We start from the raw sequence: 25,071 nt of genomic DNA, 5'->3' as shown, positions 1-25,071 counted from the left end.
GATGGAAACCCGCCTCGTCGCCTATGAGACGCTGAGCCTTGTGCAGAAACAGCAACTCGACACCCTGCAAGTACACCCCGAGCAACTGGCGTATTCCGGCGATATCTACTGCGCGCTCAACAGCCTGCTGGTCAACCCCAAGCCCGGTGCGATCAAAGGCTTTGCGCTACTGGCCGACGAAACGCCCGTGGCCTTCCTGCTGCTCAAACGCCCGCCCTGCCTGCCCCATTGGGCCGATGAACACAGCGCCACGCTGCATGCATTGCAGGTGGACCGGCACCAGCAAGGGCGCGGGTTTGGCAAAGCGTGTTTGCAGGGATTGCCGGCGGCAGCCCTGCAGGCGTGGCCGCAGATCAAGGCGCTGGAGTTGTCGGTGGACACCGACAATGTGGCGGCGATGGGGTTGTATCTGGCGGCTGGGTGGGTGGACAGCGGGGAGGCGTATAAGGGGCGGGTTGGGTATGAGCGCAGGTTGAGTTGGGTGTTTGGTCGGGATGGCATTGACAGCTTAAAAATGTAACGTATATATGACTTAAATAATCAAAAGTAATGAATACGTGACATGGACACTTCTATTATCACCCAACGCTTAGGCCAACAAGTTCGCTCCATGCGCCTCAACCGTGGCTATACACAAGCGGACCTGGCGAAACTTGCGGGCGTTACCCGGCAAAAACTGATCGAAATCGAGAAGGGCAGCCTCTCTGTTTCCATGAATGCCTATGCTCGCGTGATTGCCGCCCTGGGCAGTGAGGTCAAATTAGTGCCAGTGACTCTGCCGACACTTGAAGAGTTAGAGGACTTGTTCAATGAATAGCCCCGCTCTTAGCGTTCATACGCCTCAGGGCGACAGCGGCAGCGTCTTGGTGGGCGCTGATGATTACCTGTTTCGCTACGACGCTAAGGCACAGGCCCAAAGCGCCATCAGCCTTACCATGCCCGTGCGCGCAGAAGAATATCGCCGCCGCGAATTGCATCCAATCTTTCAAATGAATTTGCCCGAAGGCTACGTACTGGAACAATTGCGTAACCGTCTGGCTAAAACGGTAAAAGTGGATCCGATGCTGTTACTGGCCTTATCAGGTAGCAGTGCACCGATTGGCCGGGTTTTCGTGATTTCCGATCAGATAAACGAATTGATCCAACGCAACGGTCCGCCCGCAAACGGAGAGAACCTGGCAGAAATTCTCGCGTGGGATGGAGCAGAAGACCTGTTCGCCGACTTGGTGGACCGTTACATTCTGCGAGCGGGCATTTCTGGCGTACAGCCCAAAGTGCTCGTGCCAGAAAAACCTCAAACTCCCGAGCAAAAATTCACCTCAAAAACCAACGACCTGATTATCAAAAGCGGGCGCGATGAGTTTCCGGGCTTGGCCATCAATGAATACCTGTGCATGTCCATTGCGCGGGATGCAGGCCTGCCCGTGCCGCCGTTTTATCTGTCGCAGAACCATAAGCTATTCATCATGCGGCGCTTTGATCGCGACGCGCAGCTCAACCCGCTGGGTTTCGAAGACATGACTACACTGATGGGCCTGTCTGCCGAACAGAAATACACCAAGAGCTATGCCGCCATCGCCAAGGCTGTACGCGCGTTTTGCTCACCAGAAAACCAACGCAGCTCGTTGGACCAATTGTTCGATAGCGTGGCTTTGAGTTGCATCGTGGGAAATGGCGATGCTCACCTGAAAAACTTCGGTGTGCTCTACAGTGACCCGATTAAATTTGACGCGCGCCTGGCCCCGGCTTACGACATCGTGAATACCACCGCCTATATACCTGAAGACACACTTGCGCTGGATCTGTCCGGCAACAAATCAATGTTTGCCTCACGCTTGGGCATCCTTGAGTTTGCAAGAACCTGCGAAATTGCAGAACCTCAGGCGCGTATTCAGGCGCTGCTTCAAACCCTTGAGGTCGTGCTCAAGCGCGAAGACGAATACTGCCGGTTAGCGCCTGACGTTGCAAAAGCCATTCGACAATCCGCCCAGAGCTACCAGCAGAGCTTCGGTGGCTGAACGCTTCTGTACTCATCCAAGGACAAGGTGGTGAATATGCTGACAACCCTCGAACAACTCGAAACCCTCTACGGCCTGCCCCACGAGCGGGCGGTGCGCAAGGAGATCGCGTTTCTCAACGAGGATTACCAGGCCATGGTGCGGGCGTCGCCCCTGGTGGTGGTGAGTTCATCCGGGCCGGACGGCATTGACGGCTCACCGCGCGGTGATGTGCCAGGGTTTGTGCGGATTGTGGATGAGCGCACCCTGGCGATCCCGGATCGGCCGGGCAATAACCGGGTCGATACGTTGCGCAATCTGCTGCAAGACCCACGGATTGCCTTGCTGTTCATCATCCCGGGCATTGGCGAGACGTTGCGCGTGAATGGCCGCGCGCAGATTTCCATCGAGCCCGAACTGCTGGAGAGTTTTGCGGTAAATGGCAAACCGGCGCGCTCGGTGATTCTGGTGCAAGTGGAGTCGGCGTATTTCCACTGCTCCAAAGCCTTTGTGCGCTCGGATTGCTGGAACCCCGAGAAGCACCTGGACCGCTCGGCACTGCCGTCGGCCGGTGCGTTTCACAAGCGGCTCAATGCTGGGCAGTTTGATGCCGAGGCCTATGACCGAGAAATGCCGGAGCGGGTCAAAAACACGCTGTATTGATGCCTCTGGCGGCGCCGGCTTGCCCGCGCCGCCAGCACCGCCGTCAGCCCTTTTCGCCAACCGGCAGCCAGATCTCCACCGTCCCCGTGCCCTTGTGCGCGTCAAAATCGGCGCTGTAGCGCTCGAAATCCGCGCCCATCACCTTGTAGCCCGAGTGCGGTAACCACTCGAACATGATGCGCTCGTAGGTTTGCTCAAGTGCCTGCACCGGCCCGTAATGCGGGAACACGGCATAGTTAAGCGGCGCAATTTCGATGAACTCGAAGTTGCTCGGCACGTCGCTTTTAGTCGGGACTTCCACCCCGGCCATGTAGTCGAATTCGCCATGGTGAGGGTTATGGCACACACCATAGGTCACGCCCCCGACGCGTTTTTTGATGTCTTTGATGCAGGTGTTGAATAACTCCCACAGCTTTGGGATATCACCCACTGTGGCCTTTGAATAACGCCCTTGTACCCCAGCGATTACCAAGGCTTTACCGGCTTCCATGCGTGGCTCTAACGGTTGTTTTGTCTGCTGATCCATACGAACAGTCTCCTTCTTATGAGGGAACAAACCCGCGTCGAGTATAGGGGCATATCCACGCTGCACTCCAAGTAGAAATTTTTCCTACGCATCTGGACAACTGGCCATCATCGACCGTATTGTCTGCCCCGCAGGCCACCGCAGTGGCCGACGTCGCTCGGACGGTTCCGGGCGCTTACGTACCTCGAGGCAACAATGGCAGACCAAGGTTCGCCGCGCCGCTTTGCGCGCATAGATCGACTCCCCCCTTACGTTTTTAATATCACTGCCGAGCTAAAGATGGCTGCGCGTCGGCGCGGCGAAGACATCATCGACTTGAGCATGGGTAACCCTGACGGCGCCACGCCTCCCCATATCGTGGAAAAAATGGTCACCGTCGCCCAGCGTGAAGACACCCACGGTTACTCCACGTCCAAAGGCATTCCGCGTCTGCGCCGGGCGATTTCGCGCTGGTACAAAGACCGCTATGCAGTGGATATCGACCCGGAATCCGAAGCCATCGTGACCATCGGTTCCAAGGAAGGCCTGGCGCACTTGATGCTGGCGACCCTGGACCAGGGCGACACCGTGCTGGTGCCCAACCCCAGCTACCCGATTCACATCTACGGTGCCGTGATTGCCGGCGCCCAGGTGCGTTCGGTACCGCTGGTGCCGGGCGTGGACTTCTTCGACGAGCTGGAACGGGCGATTCGTGGCTCGATCCCCAAGCCGAAAATGATGATTTTGGGCTTTCCGTCCAACCCCACCGCGCAGTGCGTGGAATTGGATTTCTTCGAACGCGTAATCGCCCTGGCCAAACAGTACGACGTGCTGGTGGTACACGACCTGGCCTACGCCGACATCGTCTACGACGGCTGGAAAGCCCCATCGATCATGCAAGTGCCAGGCGCCAAAGACATTGCGGTGGAGTTTTTCACCCTGTCCAAGAGCTACAACATGGCCGGCTGGCGCATCGGCTTTATGGTCGGCAACCCGGAACTGGTCAACGCCCTGGCGCGGATCAAGAGTTACCACGACTATGGCACCTTCACCCCGCTGCAAGTGGCGGCGATTGCGGCGCTGGAAGGCGATCAGCAGTGCGTGAAAGACATTGCCGAACAGTATCGCCAGCGCCGTAACGTGCTGGTCAAAGGCCTGCATGAGCTGGGCTGGATGGTGGAAAACCCCAAGGCGTCGATGTACGTCTGGGCCAAGATTCCCGAGCAGTATGCCGCCATGGGTTCGCTGGAATTTGCCAAGAAGTTGCTGCTGGAGGCCAAGGTGTGTGTGTCGCCGGGTATCGGCTTTGGTGAGTATGGCGATGATCATGTGCGCTTTGCGCTGATCGAGAACCAGGACCGGATTCGCCAGGCGGTACGCGGGATTCGCGGGATGTTCAGGGCGGATAAAGCCTGATCCTGAACGACCTGAAGAAACCGAATCAATGTGGGAGCTGGCTTGCCTGCGATGGCGATGGTGAATCCAACACCGCCATCGCAGGCAAGCCAGCTCCCACATTTGATTGGGTTACCCCATAGGTTTTGTGGTGCGCCTGTCAGACCACCAACGACAGCAACATGATAAAGATCAGCGCCACCACCGACAGAATGGTCTCCATCGCCGTCCAGGTCTTGAACGTCTCGACCACGGTCATATTGAAGTACTGCTTCACCAGCCAGAACCCCGCATCGTTGACGTGAGACAACACCAACGAACCCGCCCCCGTCGCCAACACCAGCAGCTCACGGTTAACCCCTGGAATCATGCCGACCACCGGCACCACAATGCCTGCGCCGGTAATGGTCGCGACCGTCGCGGAGCCTGTGGCCACACGAATCACCGCCGCCACCAGCCACGCCAGCAGAATCGGGTTGATCTGCGCGTTCACCGCCATATGGCCGATCACGTCGCCCACGCCGCTGGTCACCAGCATCTGCTTGAAGCCACCACCGGCGCCGATGATCAGGATGATTGCAGCGGTCGGCGCCAGGCTGGCGTCGAGCAGCTTGAGAATTTGCTTGGAGTGAATGCCCTGGCGATGGCCAAAGGTGTACAGCGACAGCAGCAACGCCAGCAGCAGCGCTGTGATCGGGTGACCGATCATGTCCATCCAGTTGCGGATGGCGTGGCCGTCCGGCAGCGCGACGTCTGCGAAGGTCTTGAGCAGCATCAGGAACACCGGCAGCAGCACGGTGATCAGGGTGATGCTGAAGCTCGGCAGGCTTTTTGACTCCGGCTCGCGGGCCAGTTGATCAACCAGTTCCTGGGACGGGTTGCCCGGAATGTACTTGGCGATAAACGTACCGAAAATCGGCCCGGCAATAATGGCGGTCGGCAGTGCGACGATCAGGCCGTACAGGATGGTTTTACCAATATCTGCACCAAACACGCCGATGGCCAGCAGCGGGCCAGGGTGCGGTGGCACCAGGCCGTGTACCGCCGACAAGCCGGCGAGCAGCGGGATGCCGATCTTGATCAGCGACACGCCGGTGCGGCGCGCGACGATAAATACCAGCGGGATCAGCAGCACAAAACCGATCTCGAAGAACAGCGGGATGCCCACCAGGAACGCGGCGAACATCATGGCCCACTGGACTTTTTCTTTGCCAAAGGCGCGGATCAGCGTTTGCGCGATCTGATCGGCACCGCCGGATTCGGCCATCATTTTGCCGAGCATCGTGCCCAGCGCGAGGATGATGCCGACAAAACCGAGCACGCCGCCAAAACCGTCCTGGAACGCCTTGATGATCTTGTCCACGGGCATGCCCGAGGTCAGGCCGAGGAAGCCGGCCGCGATGATCAGTGCAATGAACGGGTGCACCTTGAATTTGGTGATCAGAACGATCAACCCGATGATTGTGACCACTGCATCTAGCAGCAGGTAGGACTCGTGGGACATGCCAAACATGGGGGGTCTCTCCTGTTTGTTGTTGTTATTAAAGCGGGTATTGAATCTTTCGCCGGGGGTAGCGCTACCTTTTCCGGCAAAAAATTAATGAGTAGGTTCAAAGCCGTGTTGCAGCCACCAGGCATTGGTTTGCTCGGCCAAGTCCTCAACGCTGTCTTCGCTGGCATTGAGCGCCAGGGTCAGCGGCTCGCCCACGGGCGATTCGAGGGTGGCGAACTGGCTGTCGATCAGGCTTGCCGGCATGAAATGGCCGGGGCGATGGGACACGCGGTCAGCGGCCACGGCGCGGGTCAGCTCCAGGAACACAAACCCCAGGCCCGGCGCGGCTTCGCGCAGGTGGTCGCGGTATTTCTTTTTAAGGGCTGAGCAGGTGAGCACCGGATGCTCGCCCGCTTTGAGCGAGCGGCGCAGTTCATCGCAGAGGATGTCGAGCCAGCCGGCGCGGTCGTCGTCGTTGAGTGGGTGGCCGGCGCTCATCTTTTCGATATTGGCGGCAGGGTGAAAGCTGTCGCCTTCAATCGCGGTGGCGCCGTTCAGGCGGCACAGGGCTTCGCTGACGCTGGACTTGCCACAGCCGGAAACACCCATGATGACCAGGGCGGTAACAGGTTGACTCATGAAACACCTCAGGACGCAGATAGCGCTACCTTTGCACGCTGTAAGGCTAGTGCAAAAACAGGCTTTTCCCGCGCCGACTTGTCATTTTTATGGAGTGACGCGTGCATCCTCTCCAACCGTTTGAACAGGATCAGGCAACCCAACGTTCAAGTATTTGCAGCCGTTTGGAGACAGCGCTACCTTAGTGCCTCGATTTTTGTTTGGCAACAGCCTGATGACCTCCAAGAACGATAAAAAATTACGCACCACGGGTCGCCCGACCCTCAATGAAGTGGCCCGCTTGGCGGGCGTTAGCCCCATTACCGCCTCCCGCGCACTGCGTGGCGTCAGCACGGTTGCTACCGAGCTGGTGGAAAAAGTGCAACTGGCCGCTGCCGAACTCAACTACGTCGTCAACCCCGCCGCTCGCGCCCTGGCCTCGGCGCAAAGCCATTCGGTGGTGGTCATCGTGCCGTCGCTGTCCAACCTGCTGTTTATCGAAACTCTCGAAGCCATCCACCAAGTGCTGCGGCCCAAGGGCTTTGAAGTGCTGATCGGCAACTCGCACTATTCACGCGATGAAGAAGAAAACCTGTTGCGTAACTATATGGCTTACCAGCCACGCGGTTTACTGCTGACCGGGTTTGACCGCACCGAAAGCGCACGGCGAATGGTCGAGGCCAGCAACGTGCCCTGTGTGTACATGATGGATCTGGACCCTAATGCCGGTGTGAACTGCGTGGGCTTTTCGCAACTGAGCGCAGGCGAGACAGCGGCAGCGCATTTGCTCTCCCGCGGGCGCAAGCGCCTGGCGTATATCGGCGCGCAGTTGGACCAACGCACATTGCTGCGCGGTGAAGGGTTCCGCCGCGCCCTGCAACACGCCGGCATGTACGACCCGGCGCTGGAATTGCTGACACCGCGCCCCTCCTCCGTGGGCTTGGGTGGCGAGTTGTTTTTGCAACTGCTGGCGACGCATCCGGATGTGGACGCGATTTTCTTCGGTAACGACGACCTGGCCCAAGGCGCGCTGCTGGAGGCGATGCGCCACGGCATCAACGTCCCGGAGCGCGTGGCGGTGCTGGGCTTTAATGATTTGCCGGCGTCCTCCTTTATGGTGCCGCGCTTGAGCAGCATCAGCACGCCACGTGAAGCGATCGGGCGGCGCTCGGCGGAGCATTTGTTGACCATCATGGCGGGCAACAAGATCGCCAAGCCGGTGGTGGACATGGGGTTTGAATTGCAAGTGCGCGAAAGTACTTAACCTTTCAAAGCCCAAACACAAACAAACTGTGGGAGCTGGCTTGCCTGCGATGGCGGTGTGTCAGCCAATGAAGTGCCGACTGATCTACCGCTATCGCAGCATAGGTATCTACACAACTTTTTTGAAGTCAGCCACTTTCTCCTGTGGCGAGCAGGCTTGCCCTGCGTTGGGCTGCGAAGCGGCCCCAGTAAAGACACTGCAATTTTCCTGAAAGAACTCAGCGTCTGGATTTGGGGCTGCTTCGAAGCCCAACGCAGGCGGTGCGACGATTCGACAAGCCTGCTCGCCACAACAGCCCACTTGCGACAGACTTTGCAGGTGCGCGAGAGCACGTGACGTGCTCGTTCCCACGCTCTGCGTGGGAATGCCTCTTGTGACGCTCTGCGTCACGCTTTGGACGCAGAGCGTCCTGGGCTGCATTCCCACGCGGGAGCGTGGGAACGATCGGAGTGGTGTGGGACGCCTGTAGGAAGCGGCTGACATTGCCGTAAGCGCCTTGCCCGGTTGCCTACGCTTACGTCAGAATCCGCCGGCTTGTGCGCTTGGGGGGTGGTCTCTAAGGTTGGTCGGTCACTGAATTTCTCGGTGATCGGGTTTAGTAGCCCGAACTTCCCAACACAATATGCACAAGCCAATTATGGCGGCTGTGCGTAGGGCGCCTTCGGGCGCGCCGGGTTTGTGTGGGATTACCGGTCTACTAACCTGCGCACAGCTGCCACCCAACTTGTTTAGTAGCGATGCGGGTGTTGGCACAAACCAGGTACTTCAACCATGCAAAGCGTCAATCCCCCAACTACGCTCTTCACTCTCACACCCGACACACCCATCGAATCCCTACTGATCAACAGCTACGAAACCGTGTGTTCCGTCAGCACCTTGCTGCTCGACCTGTCCAATGACCTCACCGGCAAACACCGCGACGTGGCCCTCGCCATTCATCAACTCAGCGAGTTATCAGTCTTGATGGTCGGCAAAGCCATGGACCAGCAAACACCACGCACCTAAAGCCTTACTCGGTTAAAAATGTGGGAGCTGGCTTGCCTGCGATGGCGGTAGACCTGTCGGCACATCATTGCCTGACACACCGCTATCGCAGGCAAGCCAGCTCCCACATGTTGTCCGTGCCCACTTAAGATATCGCCGTAAAGTCCTGCCCCTGCTAGATTGACCGCTCGCCATCGTCAGGGAAGCACCATGGGACACTCATTGAAAATCCTCGGCCGCACGTCCTCTATCAACGTGCGCAAAGTGCTCTGGACCTGCCAGGAACTGGGCATCGACTACGTGCGTGAAGACTGGGGCATCGGCTTCAAGCCCACCCAGTCAGCCGAATTCCTGGCCTTGAACCCCAACGCCCAGGTGCCGGTGCTGATCGACGACCACGGCGTGTTGTGGGAGTCCAACACCATCTGCCGCTACCTTGTCGGCCTGTACCAACGCACTGACTTGCTGCCCGCCGAACCGGCGCCACGGGCGCGGGTCGAGCAATGGGTGGACTGGCAAGCCGTGGAACTTAACCGCGCCTGGGGCGACGCCTTCACCGCGCTGGTGCGCAATAACCCTGACAACCTCGACACAACGCAGATTGCCGCCGCCGTGCAGCGCTGGAATGACAAGATGGGCCTGCTGGAACAACAGTTGGCCAAAACCGGCGCCTATGTGGCCGGAGATGAATTCACCCTCGCCGATATCCTGATCGGCCTTTCGGTGCACCGTTGGCAGAACACGCCCATGGAGCGCCCGCCCTACCCTGCCATTGCGGCGTATTACCAACGCCTTGGCCAGCGCCAGGGCTTCAAAACCTTTGCCCTCGACGGCCATAACTAAAACAAGGACTCACTGTGAAAGGACTCAACGTACTGCTTACCGGCGCCTGCGGCAGAATCGGCAAGACATTTTTCGAAGCCTCGACAGACCGCTACCGCTTCACCCTCACGGACCGCATCGCGCCGGCGTTCGACCTGGGCGAGCACCGTTTCGTCCACGCCGACCTCAGCGACAAAGCCAGCCTTGCCGCGCTGCTCGACGGCATCGACGTGGTCGTGCACCTGTCGGGCATCCCTCACGCCAGCGCTTCGTTCGACGAATTGCTGCCGAACAATATCCTCGCCACGACTTACCTGTTCGAAGCTGCCGTAGCCGCCGGCGTGAAGCGTTTGGTATTCGCCAGCAGCGCACAAACCATCGAAGGCTACCCGGTGGACCGGCAGATCACGCCCGGCATGCAGGTAATGCCCGCCAACCTGTATGGCGTGAGCAAATGCTACGGCGAGGCGCTGTGCGGCTACTACGCAGCGAAAACCCCGCTGTCGACCATTGCCCTGCGCATCGGCGCCTTTGAGTTCGCCGAAACCCACGACCTCAACAACGCCCGCGACCTCAGCGCCTGGCTCAGCCCGCGTGACGCAGTGCAATTGCTGCAACGTTCGGTGGAAGCCGAAGGTGTGAAACACCTGATCGCCCATGGCATTTCCAATAACCGTTTCAAGCGCCTGGACCTGAGCGAAACCACGCGAGTGTTGGGTTACCATCCGGTCGACGATGCGTTCCAAGCATTTGAAATCCCGATTACTTATTGAGTTCTGCCCATGCCCGCACTCACCACCGCCGACGGCATCGACCCGATCCGCGCTGCCCATATCAGCGCGCGCATTGACCGCTTGCCCGCCGTCGCCACTGTCTGGCGCCTGGTGGCGCTGCTGTCGATCGGTGGTTTTTTCGAGCTGTATGACCTGTTCCAGACCGCCTATATCAGCCCCGGCTTGATCAGCGACGGGATCTTCCACACCGGCAGTGAAGGCGTGTTCGGCTTCTCGGACCAGGCCGCGTTCGCCTCGGCGACCTTTCTGGGCCTGTTCCTCGGCGCCAGCCTGCTCAGTCCCATCGCCGACCGTTTCGGGCGCCGGGCGATCTTTACCTTTGCGTTGATCTGGTACACGGTCGCCACGGTGTTGATGGGCATTCAAACCTCGGCGCTGGGCATTATCGGCATGCGTTTTCTGGTGGGCATTGGCCTGGGGATCGAGCTGGTAACCATCGACGCCTACCTGTCGGAACTGGTGCCCAAACGCATGCGCAGCTCGGCGTTCGCCTTCGCGTTTTTTATCCAGTTTCTGTCGGTGCCGGCGGTGGCGTTGATGTCATGGTGGCTGGTGCCCCAGGCGCCGTTCGGGGTGTCCGGCTGGCGCTGGGTGGTGCTCAGCAGTGCAGTGTTTGCGCTGTTTATCTGGCAACTGCGCAAACGCTTACCGGAATCACCGCGCTGGCTGGCGCAAAAAGGTCGCTTTGATGAGGCCGGGCAGATCATGGACAACCTGGAGGCGCGCTGCCAGAAGGATCACGGCAAACCACTGGATGAACCTGAACCGCAGGCCGTCAGCGTGCAAGGCAGCGGCCGTTTTGCCGATATCTGGCAACCGCCGTACCGGCGCCGTGCGTTGATGCTGATCGTGTTCCATGTGTTCCAGGCTATCGGCTTTTTCGGCTTCGGCAATTGGTTGCCGGCGTTGCTGTCGGGCCAGGGCGTGAGCGTGACCCACAGCCTGATGTACGCCTTTATCATCACCCTCGCCTATCCGCTGGGGCCGTTGCTGTTTGTAAAAGTGGCCAATCGCTTTGAAAACAAATGGCAAATCGTCGGCTCAGCCATGGGCGCAATGATCTTCGGCAGCCTGTTTGCCCTGCAAACCACGGCGGTGGGGCTGGTGATCTGCGGGGTGATGATCACCTTCTGCAACGCTTGGCTGAGTTTCAGTTACCACTCGTACCAAAGCGAACTGTTCCCGACCAACATCCGCGCGCGGGCGGTGGGGTTCTGTTATTCGTTCAGCCGCTTGTCCACGGTGTTCAGCAGTTTGTTGATCGGTTTTATCCTGGAGCACCTGGGCACGCCGGGTGTATTGGCGTTTATCGCCAGCAGCATGTTGATTGTGATGATCACCATCAGTTGGTTCGGGCCACGCACACGCAATTTGGCGCTGGAAAATATCGCCCACTGACGGCAACGGTTGGCCGCCTGCGGGACAAAGTTTGCCGCGACGGCCACGCCATCCCCAATAAAACTGGGGGTTGTGCACCCGGCATGCTATTTGCTCCAGCTGACGCACCGAACACATCCCAGGTGCGCAATCATGCTGATTAACAACAACACCCAAGCCGTATCGACCGTGCAGCAGCTCAAGCGTCCCGACATGGACCCAGCCAACGCTGCCGCCAGCACGCTGTACAGCGGGGCCCTGCAAGCCGCGCAGCAAAGTGTGACCGTGCCGGCCGCACAGAAGGACCTGGACAAGGCCAACGACCGTATCGACGAAGCCTTTGCCAAGACCCGTGTGCAGCTGCAAGCCACCACCGCAGCCCCAACGGCCTCGACGGATGTGCCGGCAGCCGGTTCGGGCACCAGCACCGCACGCGCCGACTTCACCGACTACATGAACAAATCCCCGGCCGAACGCATCCGCGAGCAGTTGCTCAAGGAACAGGGTTTGACCGAGGCGCAAGTGCAGGCGATGCCGAAGGAAAAGCAGGACGCGATTGCCAAAGAAGTGGCAGACCGTGTGAAGCAGCAGCAAGAACAGCAGGTAGCGGCGAAAGCCACTGATCCGGCGCAGGCTGTGAAAGAAACCCTGGCCGCGATCTAACCGACACCCCTGATGATCGGATGATCGTTCCCACGCTCCGCGTGGGAATGCAGCCAAGGACGCTCCGCGTCCCAAGAGCGGACGCGGAGCGTCCAGTGAGGCATTCCCACGCGGAGCGTGGGAACGATCTTGAGCCCCCAGCCTTACTGCAGTTGCAACGTCGAGTTGAACTGGCTGATGGCATCCACCACATGCCGCGAGCCTTCCTGAATCTCCAGGATCACCTGCCCCGCCTCATTCGCCAATTCCACCCCCAGCCCGGTGCGGCTCAAGCTTGACTGCATGCTCGACACCGCGCTCAGCGACAGGTCGTGGTTCTTGCGCACCACATCCACAATCTCCACCGTCGCCTGGCTGGTGCGTGCGGCCAGGCTGCGCACTTCATCGGCCACCACCGCAAAACCACGCCCATGCTCACCGGCCCGCGCCGCTTCAATGGCTGCGTTGAGCGCGAGCATATTGGTCTGTTCGGCAATGCTGCGGATGGTCTGCACGATGGAGCCGATGATGTCCGATTGCTTGCTCATCGCGTCGATACTCTGGGCCGCCTGGTTCAGGTCGTTGGAGATCGCCTCGATGATCTGCACGGTTTGCTGCACCACCTCCGAACCTTTGCGCGCACAGGCGTCGTTCTGCACCGAGGTGGCATGCGCCGAATCGGCGGCAGTACGCAGGGTGGTGACCTGATCGGTGATGTCGCTGGCGAACTTCACCACTTTGTACAGGCGCCCGTTGGTGTCGAAAATCGGGTTGTAGGACGCTTCCAGAAATAGGGTCTTGCCGTACTTGTTCTTACGCTCGAAGCGGTGGGAGTGGTATTCGCCACGGTTGAGCGAGGCCCAAAATGCCTTGTACGCAGGCGATTCAACCTCGGCGCGGTGGCAAAACATGCTGTGGTGCTGGCCGATGATTTCCTCACGCGAGTACTGCACGGTGCGCAAGAAATTGTCGTTGGCGTTGAGAATCTGGCCCTGGGGCGTGAACTCGATCACCGCCATGGAACGGCTGATGGCGTCGATCAGGCTCTGGTTCTCATGCTCATGGTGGACCCGCGCCGAAATATCCGAGGCCACTTTGATCACACTTTGCACCTGGTTGTTACTGTCGACCACCGGCATATAACTGGCTTCCAGCCATACTTCTTCGCCACGCTTGTTCAGGCGCATGAAGGTGCCGCTCAGGGCTTCGCCGCGCGCCAGGTCACGCCACAGCTTGGTGTAGGCCTCGGTGTGGGTGTAGGCCTCTTCGCAGAAAATACGGTGATGTTTGCCGCGAATCTCCTCCACGTTGTAGCCCATGGCTTTGCAGAAGTTGTCGTTGGCATCGAGGATCACGCCATTGCGGTCGAACTCGATCATCGCCATGGACCGGCTGATGGCAGCGAGTTTGGCGTTGGCTTCGGTGAGGGCACAGGAGAAACGTTCGATTTGTTGCAGGTCGGATTTGTGATGGCGGTTGAACATGGTCAGATCACCCTTGATTCCCGGCGCCTGGAAGGCGCATTCCATTCATTTTTTGGATAGTACTGGCTAACCTTCATGGGGAAATAACCATCCGAAACGCTTTATATGCCAAACGTCATCAACGGTTCTGAGTGAGCATAGACAGGGCTTGGCGCTATGCAAGGCCACTAGTCAGCCAGCATTTTTAACAATGCGCAGGTTGCGGCTGAAGGCGCCCGGGTGGTGGAGCCGACCATGGCAAATTCCCGGTGCAGCGGCACCGTCAGCGGCATTACCCGCAGGCCATTACGCTGGGCCGGCAAGGCCATTTCTGGTACCAGCGTCACGCCGACGCCCTCGCGTACCAGGCTGTAGGCGCTGTTCCATTCGCGTACCTCTACGCGGATATCGCGCAAGCTCAAGCCGGCAGCCGCGCCCAGGCTGCGGGCATTGGCAGTGCAACCGCCGGTGGCGAGTACAAAGGGTTGTTCAAGCAGCTCTTCAAGCGACACGCTGGCATTGGCCGGGCGCTGCGCGATGGGATGATCAGCCGGCAGCACGGCCATCCAGTAATCACGCCCCAACACCGTGGCGTTGCGCTCTGGTTTGGGGTTGAGCACCACGCCCAGGTCGATCAGGTCGGCGTTGAGCAAGGTGAGCACCTCGCTGTCGGTGACATCCAGGGTGGTGACCTCGATACCGGGGTTCAACTGACGGAAACGCTGCAACAACGGCGTCAGAAAGGTCGCCAGCACCATCGGGAAACTGGCGATGCGAATGCTGCCGCGCAACAACGGGCGGGCTTCGTCGACGGTTGTGCGTATGGCCTGTAACGCGCCCATCATCACCCGCGCCTGCTCGATCACACTCAACCCGAGCGCTGTGGGCAAGGTCTTGCGCGGCTCACGGGTGAACAGTTGCGCACCCAGGGTGGCCTCCATGGACGCCATGGCCTGGCTGGCGGCGGATTGGGTCATGCCCACCTGCTCGGCGGCCGCCGTGATGCTGCCGTGATCGGCCACGGCCACCAGCAATCGCCAGTGCATCAGGTTCATCATGGCAGTAGCTGTCCTTATGGGTGGGGTCTGAAGGTTTAATTTTACCCACGGTGCCATGCCCGTGAGACTGGCGCAAATTCAACCGAGCGCCTCAACATGAAACTGTATTTTTTCCCGAATGCCTGTTCCCTCGCCCCGCATATCGTGTTGCGCGAATTGGCCTTGCCCTTCGATTTGGTGCTGGTCGATAACCAGGCCAAAACCACCGCCAATGGCGAAGACTTCCTGCAGATCAACCCCAAGGGCTACGTGGCCGCGCTGCAACTGGATAACGACCAGGTGCTGACCGAAGCCAGTGCGATCCTGCAATACCTGGCCGACCTGCAACCCACCGCCCATTTGGCCCCGGCCAACGGCAGTTGGGAACGTGTGCGCTTGCAGGAATGGCTGAATTTTATCGCCAGCGAGATTCATGGCGGGCTGGCGATTTTCTTCAACCCGGCGATTCAAGGCGATGTGCGGGCGATGTTTGTGGCTACGTTGTACAAGCGTTTTGCGATTCTGGTGCAGACGCTGGAGCGTCAGGACTATTTGCTCGGCGAGCGCTATTCGGTGGCGGATGCATATTTGTTTGTGGTGCTGCGTTGGGCGGGGTTTCATGACATCGATTTGCAGCAGTGGCCAGCGCTGGCAGCGTTTATGCAGCGCGTGGGCGCACGGGCTGCGGTGACTGCCGCACTGGCGGCCGAATCCGCATGACCTGAAATGCAATTAACTGTGGGAGCTGGCTTGCCTGCGATGGCGGTGTGTCAGGCAATGATGTGCTGTCTGGGCCACCGCTATCGCAGGCAAGCCAGCTCCCACATTAGATCTGCATTGGTTTAGAGAAAGGGTTTCAGGTGGCCATCGGTGATAAAGGCAGTTAGTGCCAACACATCCACCGAACCCGACCGATCCTGATCCAGATGCGCCACCTGACTGCGCACCGCCGCATGAATCTGCCGAGCGCCCTGCCCCAGCCGCACCACACCACGCAAGTCCACCGCCTGCGCAGCCACAATCAGTTCGATACTGGCCAACCACAACACACGCTCGGTCAAGCGTCGGGTCTTGTCGACCACAGCAAGCGCCTGCCCGGCATAGTCTTCCACCCGATCCGCCACGGGCACGCTCACGGCGGGCAATGGGTTGGCCAGATGCCCGATCTCTGCCACCAACGCCGAACTGGTGCGCTGCAAGGCCGCCATGCCGACATGCCCCGGTTGGGTGATCAGAAAACGTGGCAAATCGCTGGAGGCAGGCGACAGCAACTTGGAAATGCGCTCAGCGCTACAGGCGGCGACTCGACTGAGGGCCAAGCCCAACCCTTCGGCGGCCAGGGCCAAATGCGTGCTGTCGAAATTGGCAGTGGCCAGTACCATTGATTCTTCGCTGATCAACGCCGGGTTATCCGCGCCACTGCGCAACTCCAGCTCGACCACTTCATGCAATCGCTGCAACGCCTGTTGCGCCGCGCCTTGCACAACGGTGGCGCAGCGAAAGCTCAACGGGTCCTGCAAGCGCCGTGGGCTTTCCGCCAATTCGCCGCCCTCCAGCAACTGCAACAACGCCGCCGACTGTTCGGTTTGCCCAGGCGCCGGGCGCAAGCGTGAAGCCCAGGGCTGGAACGGGCTGAGGTTGGCGCGATAGCCTTCGCAGGACAAGGCCAGCGCGGCCAATAACGCTTGCATTGCTTGCTGCGCCTGGGCAACCAGCAAAGCGCCGAGGCCGACGCTCGCGGAGTTCGCAGAGACCAGCGCCAGGCCATCCTTGCCGGTCAATCGCACATTCAGCGCCAGGCTCAGGTGCGCCAGCGGCGCCAGATCACTCTCACCCAATGAGCCGAGCAATGGCACTTGGGGTTCGGCGCCTGAATTAAGCAAATCCAACAGTGCATCGGCCGCCACCAGTGAAATACCCGAGCGGCCCTGTGCTAATCCAGCCAGGCGTGCAGCCGTAATCGCGCGTAATTCCTGGCGATTGGCCAAACGCCCAACGCCCACTGCACGCCCCAACGGAATGCTCGCCTGAACTGGCGCCACCGATGTATCCACAGCCGCCCCCAGGCCGGTGGTCAGGCCATAAATCGGCGTGCCTTGCGCGGCCAGTTTCAGCAGCAACCGGTGGCCTGCGTCGATGCGTTGGCGCGCCTGCGCGGTGAAGTTTGCCGGTGCATCTTGGCGGGCAATGGCCAGCAAATCATCCAGCGTCAAACCTTCGGGGTCGAAGTGAATCATGCCCAACGCAACCGCTGCCCGATGCCTAGACGCTTGGCTTTTTCCAGCAGCGCGTGGCCCAGGGCGATGTCGCTGAGGCTCAGGCCACGGTGCCAGAACAGGATGGTTTCTTCAGGGTTTTCACGGCCGTTTTTTAAACCGGCAACGATCTGCCCTAGCTCGGCGTGCAGGGTTTCGGCGCTGAGTTTTCCGGCGTCGACGTGGGCACGCAAGGCGCCGAACATGCCGCCTTTGCACTGGCCCCAATCATCGACCACCAGCTTGCTCATGATGTCGGTCAGCGACAATTGCACCGCGCTCATGGTGCCGTAGGGCACCACAAAGGCGCCGGGTTTGATCCAGTCGGTGCGCAACAACGGCTCGGGCTGATCCAGGCGCGAGGCCTCGACCACGATGTCGGCGCCGCGCACGGTGCTTTCCCAATCGTCGGTGACAATTACTGGCTTGCCCAGGTCCTGGCGCAGGCGTTCGGCAAAGGCTTCGCGGCTCTCGCTGCGGCGCGAATGCACGCGGATTTCCTCGAAGTCGAACAGGTGGTCGAGCAGGCGCACATTCCAATAGGCCGTGCCGCGCGCGCCGATATGCGCCAGCACTTTGCTGCCCGGCCGGGCCAGGTATTTGGCGCCGATGGCGGTGACGGCGCCGGTGCGCATGTCGGTAATGGCCGAGGCGTCGAGGATGGCTTTGGGAATGCCGGTGGCCGGGTCCAGCAGGTTCAGGATCGCCAATTCCGAGGGCAAACCTTTGCGGTAATTATCGACAAAATCGCCCACCACCTTGACCCCGGCGTAGCCGATATCGCCACCGAGTACGCCACGCAACACGTTGAAGTGGCCGTTGATATCACCACCGGGAATCAGGTGCGTACGCGGCTCGATGACGGCCTCACCGCGCCCCTGGATACCCAGGCTGGCTTCGATGGCGCTGAGGATTTCGTCATTGGTGAGACCCAGTTCGTCAATGTCCAGGCCGTTGAGAAAGTCGATGTAGATCGGTTGCATAGTCTGCTCACTGGTAGCTTTTGTGGCGAGGGAGCTTGCTCCCGCTGGGCTGCGAAGCGGCCCCAATCATGACCACCGCGTTCTCGCAGGCGGTACGCGGTGAATGGTTCTGGGGCTGCTGCGCAACCCAGCGGGAGCAAGCTCCCTCGCCACAGGAAATAGGTGCTTATGGCGCTTTGAACACGATTTGCTGCACATCGACCTTTTTCGGGATCAGGCCGTTGGCGAAGAACAGGTCGGCAGTGCGTTGCTGGTTGGCGATGTCGATGGCTTGCAGCGGGCGAATCGGCTCCGGCGAGCGGTGTTCGAAGTAGCTTTTGACCACCGCCGGTTGCAGGCCCAAGGTCTTGGCCATCAAGGCGATGCTGTCTTCGGGCTGGTCCAGGGACAGGCGCTGGGCCTTGCCGAGCGTCTTGATGATGGTGGCGACGGCGTGCGGGTACTGTTTGGCAAATGGGCTGTTGACCACAAAGAAACTGCCAGCCGGGTTAAGGCCCTGGCCGTCTCCCAGCACGCGGGCGGAGCCATCGACCACGGCCGCCGAGTAGTACGGGTCCCACACGACCCAGGCGTCGACTTTGCCTTGCTCGAACGCCGCGCGGCCATCGGACGGCGACAGGTACACCACGTTTACATCCTTCCACTGCAAGCCCGCGCGCAGCAGGCTTTTGAGGAACAGGTTGTGCGCGCTGGAGCCCTTGAGCAGCGCCACGCGCTTGCCTTTGAGTTCGGTCACGCTTTGGATGCTGCTGGCTGTGGGCACCAGCACCGCTTCGGTCTTGCCTTCATTGGGCTCGACAGCGAAGTACTGCAAGTCGATGCCGGCGGCCTGGGCGAAGATCGGCGGGATGTCGCCGATGTTGCCGATGTCCAGGCTGCCGGCGTTCAGCGCCTCGATCAGCGGCGGGCCACCGAGAAACTCGGTCCATTGCACCTGGGTGCCGGGCAGCGCCTCTTCGAACAGTTTGTGTTCGCGGGCCAGCACCATGCTCACCGAGCTTTTCTGGTAGCCGATGCGCAAGGTGGACGGTTCGGCCGCAGACACCGCTGCCGAAAACACAAGTGAAGCCAGGACCACACTGAAAAACTTAACCATCATTGTTACCTCCGATCATTCCCACGCTCTGCGTGGGAATGCCGCCAGGGACGCTCCGCGTCCCGCTCTAAAATCGTGACGCAGAGCGTCACGGGATGCATTCCCACGCGGAGGGTGGGAACGATCAGCTACAGGCCAGCTTTGACCTTGGCCGCGACATCCGCAGGCACCCATTGCTGCCACACTTGCGGCTGCTCTTTGAGGAACGCCAGCGCGACCTGGCGTGGCTGTTCGCGTTTCTCGCTCATCTGCGCAAGGATGCCGTTGAGCAGGTCGATCGGCAGGTCGACTTTTTCAAACAACGTTACCAGTTGCGGGTACTGCGCCTTGAACGGCGCCGACACGCCAATCGCCAGATGCGCAGGCATCGAGCGAGTGCCAATGGGGTGCGGGTTGTTGGCGTCGGCCAGGGTTTTCCAGGCTTCGGCGTTGAACGGTGGTTCTTCGAGTTTGATCAGCTTGAAGCGGCCCAGCAGTGGCGTTGGCGACCAGTAGTAGAACAGCACCGGTTTGCCACGGCGGATCGAGGAGGCCACTTCAGCATCCAGTGCCGCGCCGGAGCCCGTGCGGAAGTTGACGAAGGTGTCGGTCAGGCCATAGGCCTTGAGTTTCTGGCTGTTGACGATTTCCGAGGTCCAGCCGGTGGGGCTGTTGAGGAAGCGGCCTTTGCTCGGGTCTTCCGGGTCGCGGAACACGTCCTTGTAGCGCGCCAAGTCGGCCACCGATTTCAGGTCCGGCGCCAAGGGCTTGATGCCACGCTCAGCGTCGCCCTTGATCACGTATTCGGGCACCCACCAGCCTTCGGTGGCGCCTTTGATCGTGTCGCCCAGGCCGAATACTTTGCCTTCGGCCTCGGCCTTGACCCACGCAGGACTGCGCCCGGCCCATTCTTCGCCGATCACCTGGATGTCGTCCTTGGCCAGGGTGGCTTCCAGGCTCACGGTGCTGCCGGGCAAGGTGTCGGTGGGCAGGCCGTAGCCTTTCTCGACGATCAGGCGCAGCACTTCGGTGATCAGGCTGCCGCTTTCCCAGGTGATGTCGCCGAAGTGGATGGGTTTGATGGCCTCGGCGGCCTGGGTAGGCTGCGTCAGGACAGCGAGTGCCAGCAGCGAGCCACCGAGCAGGTTTTTTAGTTTTTTCATGCGTAGCCTCGTGGTGATTCGATTCACAACAAACTCAAAGTGGGCATGGTCAATGTGGGAGCTGGCTTGCCTGCGATGCAGGCACCTCGGTTCTTCCAGTGGTACCGAGGTGATGCCATCGCAGGCAAGCCAGCTCCCACAGTTGATCTGCACCGCAATCGAGATCAGGTTTTAAAAGTCATAACTGAGCCGTGTGTAGTAGAACGCCCCTTCCGGCGCGGTCGGTGACAGGTAGCTGTATTGCTGGCCTGGCGTCTGGCGCAGGCGGCTGTTGAAGTCGTCGGGTTTGCTGTCGAACAGGTTGTTCACGCCCACTGACACGCGCAGTTGCTTGGTGAACGCGTAGTTCACGTCGAGGTCGGTGGTCCATTGCGCGCTGAAGACCTGGTCGTACTGGGCGTTGGTCTCGCTGGCCGCGTATTTGCGGTATTTGCCGTAGCGGGTTTGGTTAAGGGCGATGGTCCATTGGCTGATTTTGTGCACCGCGCCGAACACCAGTTTGTCTTCGGGGTAACCATGCTCGACAAAACCACGCGCTTCGCGGGTCAGCACTTCAAAACCGTTGGGGTTTTCGTGGACCTTCTCAATCGTGGTGCGCGCTTTGGTGTAGCCGGCCGACAGGGCCAGGTTGCCGAACTGCGCGAGGTCCAGGTTGTACTTGCCGACAATGTCGACACCTCGGGTGCGGGTGTCGGCGGCGTTGGTCATGAACTGCGCCCAGGAATACTGGCCATAGCCGGCATTGGTGAGAATCTGCTCAGCCAAAGGCCCGGAAATACCACCGCTGAAAAGCAAGCGGTCGCGAATCGAGATCTGGTAGGCATCGATGGTCAGCGAGGCGTTGTCGGCAGGTCGCAGCACCAGGCCCAACGAATAGTTGGTCGACTTCTCCGGCTTGAGTGGTTGCGCGCCAAGGGCACGGGCGGCCGGGTTGTCGGCGGGCAACATGCGGGTCAACACCGGGTTGCCGTTGGCGTCGAGGTTGGTGGTGGTGGTCCATGACGTGCCGATCTGCCCCAGGCTGGGTGCGTGATAGGCATTGTTGACCGTGGCACGCAGGCCCACTTGCGGGGTGAAGTCATAGCGCGCCGACAGCTTGCCGGTGGTGGCCGAGCCGAAGTCCGAGTAATGCTCGGTGCGCCCGGCGACGCCGACTTGCAGCTTGTCGGTGACCTGGTTTTCGAGGCCGAAATACACGCCGGCTACATCACGCTTGAAGGTGTCGGCATCGTCCGGGGTCAGGCCGGAGGCTTGTACGGCGCCGACCTGCACGCCATCAATACCGCCAAACGAGTAGGAGTCGTAATCGCCCGCTTCGAGGCGATATTGTTCGTGCCGATACGCCACACCAGCCGAAACCGTCAGCGGGTGGCTGGACCAGTTCACGTCCAGGTCCTTGGCGTAGTCGAGGGTGATGTTGGTCTGGTCGTTGACCAGGGTGGCGACATTGAATTTGGTCGGGCTGTTGGCGCCGTAGCTCGGGTTGACGGTGTTGAAGGCCAGCTCGTCGTGCTCGTCGCGGCCATAGGTGGCGCTCAGGTCGAAGCGGCCGATGGACTCATCTTCATAGCGCGTGCCCACGGTGATGGCGCCGTCTTCATAGCGATAGCGGTACTTGGGAATGGTGCCGCCGGGGTAGATCGACGCCACATTGTTGGGGCTGCTGGCCAGCAAGGGCGGCGTGTTGTTGACCGAGGTGTCCTGGCCGAATGTGGCGAAGCTGTAGAGGCGCCATTGGTCATTGAGGCCGATTTCGGCGTTGGCGGCCAGGTTGTATTTATCGCGCCCGGCACCGCCCCAGCGTGGGTCTTGCACCTGGCCGTCGGCGACGTATTTGTCGCCGATATCGTCGGGCTTGTTGTTCAGGGTGTTGAAGCTCAGGGTCAGGAAACCATCGCCCGGCAGGCCAATGCCGTACCAGCCGTCGGTGGTCTTGCTGAAGCCATCGCCCTGGGCATATTTGCCCAGTTGGGTGTTGATGCCGCCACCGCTGTCGCGCTCCTTGAGCACAATGTTGACCACCCCGGCCACTGCGTCGGAGCCGTACTGCGCCGAGGCGCCATCGCGCAGCACTTCGACGTGGTCGATGGCGCTGATGGGGATCATGTCCAGGTCCACCGGCTGCGCGCCAATAAACGGCACGCCACCGGAAATATTCACCACCGCCGAGGTGTGACGGCGCTTGCCGTTGATCAGCACCAAGGTCTGGTCGGGCGACAGGCCACGCAGCGACGCACCCTTGGGGTCTTGCCCACGGGTGGCGCTGTTGTTCTGCGGGAAGTTGAACGACGGCAGCAACTGGAACAGCGCCTGGTTGAGGCTGGTGGCGCCGGTTTGCTTGAGTTCTTCGGCGTTGATCACATCCACCGGGGCGCTGCTGGTCAGGGCCGTGGCGTCGCTGCGCCGGGTGCCGATGGCGACCACGCGGTCGAGGGTCGGTGCCTGGGCGGCGCTGGTTTGGGCCTTCACGCTACTGCCGGCCGGCGCGCCTTCCTTGATGATAAACGCACCGTCCGGGCTGACTTGCACTTGCAGGCCGGTGCCTTTGAGTGCGGCGTCCACTGCCTGTTGCGCCGACAATGAGCCGTCAACCTGAGCCGACGAATAATGCCCCAGTTGCGGCGTGAAAGAGATCACCTGACCGCTCTGGCGGCTGATGTTCAGCAGCACTTCATCCAGCGGGCCAGGGGCGATGTGGTAGACCTGACGCGCGTCTTCGGCGCTGGCGGCAAAGGACAAAAACAGGCTGGCCAACGGCACCAGGGCAAAGGTTCGAAGCGGCACACGGTTGAACTGATTCACTTTGGCTCCCCCCAAGGAAACTCGAGAACGCTGCTCCCCGCAGCGCTTACGGGAGTGATGTGGGTTGGCGGGGGCAAAACTTGCAGACCGTTTGGTTATGTCCTTAGAACCCGGTTTAGAAATAAAAACCCGGTCAATGTGGGAGCTGGCTTGCCTGCGATGCAGGCGACTCGGTCTGACCGTTGAACCGAGTCGATGCCATCGCAGGCAAGCCAGCTCCCACACGGACTGAGTGAATCCGTCAGGCGGCATTGATGGTCACCCACAGGCCGGTGCGACGGGTGATGTGGATCGGCAAGGTGCGCGCCAGGGTGTCGAGGATTTGCTGCGGGTTGTCCAGCCGATAAAGACCACTGACGCGCAACCCGGCTACGCCAGGGTCCAGGCGCAGCACACCATTGTGATAGGGCCGCAACGCGTCGATGACTTCCGCCAGCGGGCGGTCGCGCACTTGCAGGAAACCATCGACCCACGCAGTGGCGCCGGAGGAACTGGCCAGCACCGGGCCGAAACCGCCACGGTCGAAATGCACGGCATGGCCGGCGGCGAGTTGCAGGCGCTCGCCGCGCTGGCTGTCGATATGTACCGCGCCATTGAGCGCAACGACTTGGCCCTGCCCGTCGCGCTCACGCACCAAAAAACGATTGCCATAGGCGTGCAGGCGCGCTTGGTCGGTCTGAAGCAAAAAGGGGCGGTTGCGGTCGCTGGCAACCTTGGCCAGTAACTCGCCTTCGCGCAGACGCACCAGGCGCTGCTGCGGGTTGAACTGGATATCCGCCGCGCTCTGCGCATTGAGCAGCAACTCGCTGCCATCGGCCAAGGTGACGGTGCGACGCTCACCGGTGCCGGTGCGGACGTCGGCGGTCAGTTCCGACAAGCCTACGGGTTTGGCCAGCAGCACGGCGCCGATGGCCACGCCTGCGCCCGCCAACGCGATCTGCAACACCTGGCGACGGCTGGAAGGCGCATCCAGCGCCTGCTGCAAGACCTTGCCGCTGATGCCCTGAGCCTGGGGAATCTGAAACACGCCCAGGCGCGCTTCCAGTTGCTGGCACAACGCATCATGGCGCGGGTCGGCCGCGCGCCACTGGTGATAGCGCTGCCAGTCGGCCGCCGTGGCCTGGCCCGAACGCAACAGCACGTACCAGCGCGTGGCGCTGTCGATCAGGGCGTCGTTCATTCCAGGCACAGCCGCAGGCAACGGTTGAGGGCGCGGGCCATGTAGTCGCTGACCGAACGTTGGGAAATACCCAGCTCGGCGGCGATCTCGGGATAGGTCAGGCCATTGAGTTGCGAGAGCAAAAAGGTCGCCTTGACCTTGGCGGGCAAACCGTCGAGCAGTTGGTCGATGGCCTGCAGGGCTTCGAGCATTTGCGCAAGGTCTTCGGGCGACGGTGCGTTGCACGTTTCGTCGTTGTCCAGGGCGTCGAGGTAGGCACGTTCCAGGTCACGGCGACGCCACAGTTGGTACATCAAGCGCTGGGCGATGGTGGTAAGCAAGGCGCGAGGCTGACGGATCGGCAGCACGCCGGGCGAACTCAGCAACTGGACAAAGGTGTCGGCGGCGATGTCTTCGGCATGTGCGCGAGAATCGAGGTGGCGGTGCAAACGGCTGCACAGCCAGTCGTAATGACTGCGGAACAATCCGCCCACGTAATCGCTGTGAGAAGTGTCGGCGCCGGACATAGTGGCTCCATCTGAGTTGGTTGCACGTTATGTCCGGTGTTCCGGTGGAGCGAT

General features: G+C 60.5%; 23 protein-coding genes and 2 pseudogenes. 12 read left to right on the top strand and 13 right to left on the bottom strand.

Annotated elements, in window-relative coordinates; translation table 11 throughout:
* Position 1 precedes the first annotated feature (1 nt).
* Genes P5706_RS07125 through P5706_RS07110 form a run of 4 tightly spaced genes read left to right on the top strand, consistent with a single transcriptional unit; the run spans position 2 to position 2,660 of the window.
* Positions 2 to 520: a GNAT family N-acetyltransferase gene (locus P5706_RS07125; RefSeq protein WP_285678847.1), complete on the top strand. Its 519-nt coding sequence runs from the start codon at positions 2 to 4 to the stop codon at positions 518 to 520.
* Between the two features lie 42 nt (positions 521 to 562).
* Complete coding sequence (locus P5706_RS07120) at positions 563 to 817, top strand: helix-turn-helix domain-containing protein (RefSeq protein WP_017135431.1); 255 nt, start codon at positions 563 to 565, stop codon at positions 815 to 817.
* Positions 810 to 2,018, top strand: a complete 1,209-nt coding sequence (locus P5706_RS07115) for a type II toxin-antitoxin system HipA family toxin (RefSeq protein WP_026013559.1) — start codon at positions 810 to 812, stop codon at positions 2,016 to 2,018. Before P5706_RS07120 ends, P5706_RS07115 begins: the two co-directional genes overlap by 8 nt.
* A 36-nt stretch (positions 2,019 to 2,054) precedes the next feature.
* Positions 2,055 to 2,660: a pyridoxamine 5'-phosphate oxidase family protein gene (locus tag P5706_RS07110; RefSeq protein WP_200433415.1), complete on the top strand. Its 606-nt coding sequence runs from the start codon at positions 2,055 to 2,057 to the stop codon at positions 2,658 to 2,660.
* A gap of 43 nt (positions 2,661 to 2,703) precedes the next feature.
* Here P5706_RS07110 and P5706_RS07105 read toward each other — a convergent pair whose 3' ends face one another.
* Positions 2,704 to 3,186, bottom strand: coding sequence for a GyrI-like domain-containing protein (locus tag P5706_RS07105; protein WP_200433416.1), 483 nt, complete (start codon positions 3,184 to 3,186; stop codon positions 2,704 to 2,706).
* A 195-nt stretch (positions 3,187 to 3,381) separates the two neighbouring features.
* Between P5706_RS07105 and alaC the strand changes: the two genes are divergently transcribed.
* Complete coding sequence (gene alaC, locus P5706_RS07100; RefSeq protein ID WP_200433417.1) at positions 3,382 to 4,581, top strand: alanine transaminase; 1,200 nt, start codon at positions 3,382 to 3,384, stop codon at positions 4,579 to 4,581.
* A 139-nt stretch (positions 4,582 to 4,720) separates the two neighbouring features.
* Here the strand turns inward: alaC and P5706_RS07095 are convergent, their stop codons facing one another.
* Both P5706_RS07095 and P5706_RS07090 read right to left on the bottom strand, forming a co-directional pair.
* Positions 4,721 to 6,073 carry a GntP family permease gene (locus P5706_RS07095; RefSeq protein ID WP_138814135.1) on the bottom strand — a complete coding sequence of 451 codons (1,353 nt, stop codon included), beginning with the start codon at positions 6,071 to 6,073 and terminating at the stop codon, positions 4,721 to 4,723.
* Between the two features lie 84 nt (positions 6,074 to 6,157).
* On the bottom strand, positions 6,158 to 6,691 hold the full coding sequence (locus P5706_RS07090; RefSeq protein ID WP_017139216.1) for a gluconokinase: 534 nt from the start codon (positions 6,689 to 6,691) through the stop codon (positions 6,158 to 6,160).
* A gap of 211 nt (positions 6,692 to 6,902) precedes the next feature.
* On the opposite strand from P5706_RS07090, the gene gntR reads away from it, so the two are divergent.
* From gntR to P5706_RS07060, 6 genes are all read left to right on the top strand, one after another.
* On the top strand, positions 6,903 to 7,934 hold the full coding sequence (gene gntR, locus P5706_RS07085) for an HTH-type transcriptional regulator GntR (RefSeq protein WP_285682666.1): 1,032 nt from the start codon (positions 6,903 to 6,905) through the stop codon (positions 7,932 to 7,934).
* Positions 7,935 to 8,705: 771 nt separating this feature from the next.
* A complete protein-coding gene (locus tag P5706_RS07080; protein WP_177024260.1) occupies positions 8,706 to 8,939 on the top strand; it encodes a DUF6124 family protein in 234 nt (77 codons plus the stop codon).
* A 189-nt stretch (positions 8,940 to 9,128) separates the two neighbouring features.
* The gene (locus tag P5706_RS07075) at positions 9,129 to 9,761 is read left to right on the top strand and encodes a glutathione S-transferase family protein (RefSeq protein ID WP_285678846.1); all 633 of its coding nucleotides are present in this window, start codon (positions 9,129 to 9,131) and stop codon (positions 9,759 to 9,761) included.
* A gap of 14 nt (positions 9,762 to 9,775) precedes the next feature.
* Complete coding sequence (locus P5706_RS07070; RefSeq protein WP_285678845.1) at positions 9,776 to 10,513, top strand: NAD-dependent epimerase/dehydratase family protein; 738 nt, start codon at positions 9,776 to 9,778, stop codon at positions 10,511 to 10,513.
* 9 nt (positions 10,514 to 10,522) lie between these two features.
* On the top strand, positions 10,523 to 11,932 hold the full coding sequence (locus P5706_RS07065) for an MFS transporter (RefSeq protein ID WP_200433420.1): 1,410 nt from the start codon (positions 10,523 to 10,525) through the stop codon (positions 11,930 to 11,932).
* A gap of 132 nt (positions 11,933 to 12,064) precedes the next feature.
* Complete coding sequence (locus tag P5706_RS07060; protein WP_200433421.1) at positions 12,065 to 12,574, top strand: hypothetical protein; 510 nt, start codon at positions 12,065 to 12,067, stop codon at positions 12,572 to 12,574.
* Positions 12,575 to 12,717: 143 nt separating this feature from the next.
* Here the strand turns inward: P5706_RS07060 and P5706_RS37155 are convergent.
* From P5706_RS37155 to P5706_RS07050, 3 genes and pseudogenes are all read right to left on the bottom strand, one after another.
* A pseudogene (locus P5706_RS37155) lies at positions 12,718 to 13,143 on the bottom strand (methyl-accepting chemotaxis protein); the annotation flags it as partial.
* 117 nt (positions 13,144 to 13,260) lie between these two features.
* A pseudogene (locus tag P5706_RS37150) lies at positions 13,261 to 14,037 on the bottom strand (PAS domain-containing protein); the annotation flags it as partial.
* A gap of 167 nt (positions 14,038 to 14,204) precedes the next feature.
* Positions 14,205 to 15,074 (bottom strand): LysR family transcriptional regulator, encoded by an 870-nt coding sequence (locus tag P5706_RS07050; RefSeq protein ID WP_285678843.1) that lies wholly within the window; start codon positions 15,072 to 15,074, stop codon positions 14,205 to 14,207.
* 96 nt (positions 15,075 to 15,170) lie between these two features.
* Here P5706_RS07050 and gstA point away from each other — a divergent pair, with 96 nt between their 5' ends.
* Positions 15,171 to 15,773, top strand: a complete 603-nt coding sequence (gstA, locus tag P5706_RS07045; RefSeq protein WP_285678842.1) for a glutathione transferase GstA — start codon at positions 15,171 to 15,173, stop codon at positions 15,771 to 15,773.
* Positions 15,774 to 15,895: 122 nt separating this feature from the next.
* On the opposite strand, the gene P5706_RS07040 is transcribed toward gstA, so the two are convergent.
* From P5706_RS07040 to P5706_RS07010, 7 genes are all read right to left on the bottom strand, one after another.
* Complete coding sequence (locus P5706_RS07040; protein WP_285678841.1) at positions 15,896 to 17,290, bottom strand: aromatic amino acid lyase; 1,395 nt, start codon at positions 17,288 to 17,290, stop codon at positions 15,896 to 15,898.
* Positions 17,287 to 18,291 carry an ornithine cyclodeaminase family protein gene (locus P5706_RS07035; protein WP_200433426.1) on the bottom strand — a complete coding sequence of 335 codons (1,005 nt, stop codon included), beginning with the start codon at positions 18,289 to 18,291 and terminating at the stop codon, positions 17,287 to 17,289. The genes P5706_RS07040 and P5706_RS07035 overlap by 4 nt, the downstream gene beginning before the upstream one ends.
* Before the next feature lie 166 nt (positions 18,292 to 18,457).
* Positions 18,458 to 19,387, bottom strand: a complete 930-nt coding sequence (locus P5706_RS07030; RefSeq protein WP_285682664.1) for an aliphatic sulfonate ABC transporter substrate-binding protein — start codon at positions 19,385 to 19,387, stop codon at positions 18,458 to 18,460.
* A gap of 128 nt (positions 19,388 to 19,515) precedes the next feature.
* Positions 19,516 to 20,529 carry an ABC transporter substrate-binding protein gene (locus tag P5706_RS07025; RefSeq protein ID WP_285678840.1) on the bottom strand — a complete coding sequence of 338 codons (1,014 nt, stop codon included), beginning with the start codon at positions 20,527 to 20,529 and terminating at the stop codon, positions 19,516 to 19,518.
* A 171-nt stretch (positions 20,530 to 20,700) separates the two neighbouring features.
* A complete protein-coding gene (locus P5706_RS07020) occupies positions 20,701 to 23,331 on the bottom strand; it encodes a TonB-dependent receptor (RefSeq protein ID WP_285678839.1) in 2,631 nt (876 codons plus the stop codon).
* Positions 23,332 to 23,572: 241 nt separating this feature from the next.
* Positions 23,573 to 24,511, bottom strand: coding sequence for a FecR domain-containing protein (locus tag P5706_RS07015; protein ID WP_285678838.1), 939 nt, complete (start codon positions 24,509 to 24,511; stop codon positions 23,573 to 23,575).
* On the bottom strand, positions 24,508 to 25,017 hold the full coding sequence (locus P5706_RS07010) for a sigma-70 family RNA polymerase sigma factor (RefSeq protein WP_200433431.1): 510 nt from the start codon (positions 25,015 to 25,017) through the stop codon (positions 24,508 to 24,510). Before P5706_RS07010 ends, P5706_RS07015 begins: the two co-directional genes overlap by 4 nt.
* Positions 25,018 to 25,071: the final 54 nt, after the last annotated feature.

This window comes from Pseudomonas sp. ChxA (assembly GCF_030263855.1).
In the GTDB taxonomy this organism is placed as follows: domain Bacteria; phylum Pseudomonadota; class Gammaproteobacteria; order Pseudomonadales; family Pseudomonadaceae; genus Aquipseudomonas; species Aquipseudomonas fluorescens_CB.
The sequence above is the reverse complement of the archived record's forward strand: the minus strand, read 5'-3'. Positions and strand labels throughout refer to the sequence as shown.